Genomic DNA, 2392 nt, shown 5'->3' with positions numbered 1-2392 from the left:
AAGAAAATAGAGTAAAACATTGTTTGCATTCCAAAAAACGGGATGTTTTAACCAAAGAAACTACACCAGGTTGGGCATTTTGAGTAAAAATTAGGGGTAATTCAGATAAATCGGGTCATCTACTATTACGTCGCTGGCCTGAGAAGACATTTTATCTATCAAAATGAATCGTCCATGCTTTTAAACATTTTTTGGAGAACAGAGGCAAAACTTAAAACAACATTTCCAATAAAGAAGAGATGGATGAAAAGAACATTGCTGAGACTGCAAGAAAGCACGCGCTTCTCAATGCCGTAAAATATGATGGCACGCCAAATGTGAAAGCGGTCATGGGAAAGTTGATGGCAGAAAAACCAGAGTTACGAAATGATCCAGCGAGAGCATATGCAATATCTGGGAATGCATGCAAGGAAATAGAGAAGTTGTCCCTTAGTAAGCAGATGAATTATCTTCAGAAAAATTATCCAGAACTTTTGATAAAGGAAAAAAAAGAAAGGGATTTTACCTTGCCTCCTTTACCCGATGCACAGAAAGGCAAAGTCATTACACGCTTTCCACCGGAGCCGAATGGGTACCTTCACATAGGGCATGCTAAAGCGGCAGTAGTCGATTATGAATATGCCCGCATGTATGATGGAACATTTATTTTACGATTCGATGATACAAATCCAGCCGCCGAGTTGAAAAAATTTTACGATGCACAGAAAGAAGATTTGAAGTGGCTCGGAATAGAGTGGGACAGGGAGTACAGGACATCAGACCATCTCCCCGTTCACTACGAACTGGCGGAAAAAATGGTCAGGGAAGGACATGCATACGTATGCACGTGCAGCGGCGATACCATCAAAAAGAATCGTCGCCTGGAAAAGGACTGCAGCTGTAAGAAAAACATGGGCATAGGGAAATGGAACGAATTTTTTTCAATGGAAGAAGGAAGTGCGGTTCTCCGCTTGAAAGGAAACATGCGGTCGGAAAATACCGCCATGCGCGATCCAACCCTTTTCCGCATAATAGACAGCCCTCATCCCATTCACGGGGATAAATATCGCATATGGCCCACCTATGATTTTTGTGGGGCCGTCGAGGACTCACTGTCAGACGTAACACATCCATTCCGCACGAAGGAATATGAGTTGAGAGACGAGGTTTATTTCTATATTCTTGATTGTCTCGGCCTGAGAAAGCCCCATCTTATGGAGTTTGCCCGCCTGTCAATAGAAGGAATGCCCGTCTCAAAAAGAAAAATAAAACCGCTGATTGAAAATGAGCAGGTGGGAGGATGGGATGACCCGCGCCTTCCAACTCTGAGGGGGCTGAAGAGAAGGGGCATACTTCCCGAAGCAATATGTAAGTTTGTCCTCTCTCAGGGCATATCTAAAGCAGAAGCTGTGGTCACATTTGATCAAGTCGAGGCGATAAACAGAAAGATTCTGGATCCTGTCACCAGAAGATATTTCTTTGTTCCGGACCCAATAAAAGTTTTAGTAAAAAATGCTCCTGGCAAGGAAGTCATGCTCGATCACCACCCCTCACATAAACTGGGCTCGAGAAAAATAAAACCGTCGGATGTATTCTTCATCCCCAGAGAGGATGCAAACAGCATGAAAGAAGGGGAAGTATTCCGCCTGAAGGACTTGTATAATGTCAGGCTTACCGGCAGAGATGATGAAAAGATAATGGGCGAATTTGCAGGCAAGGAATTGATACCCGATACGAAAAAAATACAGTGGGTAACAGACAGATATGTAAAAATGGAAGTTCTCTTGCCCGGCAATTTATTTATCGACAACAATTTCAACAAAAACAGTTTGAAGATTGTAAAGGGATACGCCGAGCCTTCCATAAAGAACGCCAAGCATGGAGAAATAATCCAGTTTGAGCGTTTTGGCTTTGTGAGAATTGAAAAGGATGAAAAAAGAGTGAAGGGCATATTGGCCCATAAATAGCCGTTTTGGAAACGCTTATAAGATGATTTTGATTACCATTTAGTGGTTGCTGGAGAGCGGTGTTGATTTGAGATATATTCAAGAACTGTTAGGGTACAAAAGTTCAAAAACTACGGAGATATATACACATGCGAGCAATAAAAACTTGAGAGAGATAAAGATAGTTTGAAAATAAAAAGAGGTGATATAAAGAATGAGTGAAAAATATTTTGGAGAGAAAAGGAGTTCATCCAGAGGGATGTATATGCGAAGTATTGCAGATATACCGGAGTTATACGCCATTTCGTTTATAGGAGGAACAGAAGATGTCAAGTAGGTTACCGAAACTCGGCCGATTAACCCATAGATTTCTGGTAGTTTCTCCATTAAAAAAAAGAAACCTTTATATAGTATTAACCCATATACATTAACCCATATGGCACAGATTCCGATTAAAGTTAAAAAGA

Annotated in this window: 3 protein-coding genes; all 3 read left to right on the top strand. The window is 41.3% G+C overall.

Going from position 1 to position 2392, the window contains the following annotated elements; translation table 11 throughout:
- The first annotated feature begins 239 nt into the window (after positions 1 to 239).
- The 3 genes from U9O96_01580 to U9O96_01570 are packed head-to-tail and all read left to right on the top strand — an operon-like array spanning position 240 to position 2262.
- Positions 240 to 1946 (top strand): glutamate--tRNA ligase, encoded by a 1707-nt coding sequence (locus U9O96_01580; GenBank protein MEA2053797.1) that lies wholly within the window; start codon positions 240 to 242, stop codon positions 1944 to 1946.
- A gap of 46 nt (positions 1947 to 1992) precedes the next feature.
- Complete coding sequence (locus tag U9O96_01575; GenBank protein ID MEA2053796.1) at positions 1993 to 2115, top strand: tyrosine-type recombinase/integrase; 123 nt, start codon at positions 1993 to 1995, stop codon at positions 2113 to 2115.
- 24 nt (positions 2116 to 2139) lie between these two features.
- On the top strand, positions 2140 to 2262 hold the full coding sequence (locus U9O96_01570) for a hypothetical protein (GenBank protein ID MEA2053795.1): 123 nt from the start codon (positions 2140 to 2142) through the stop codon (positions 2260 to 2262).
- Positions 2263 to 2392 lie beyond the last annotated feature (130 nt).

The organism is Candidatus Thermoplasmatota archaeon, assembly GCA_034660695.1.
Classification (GTDB): Archaea; Thermoplasmatota; E2; order UBA202; family DSCA01; genus JAYEJS01.
The sequence above is the reverse complement of the archived record's forward strand: the minus strand, read 5'-3'. Positions and strand labels throughout refer to the sequence as shown.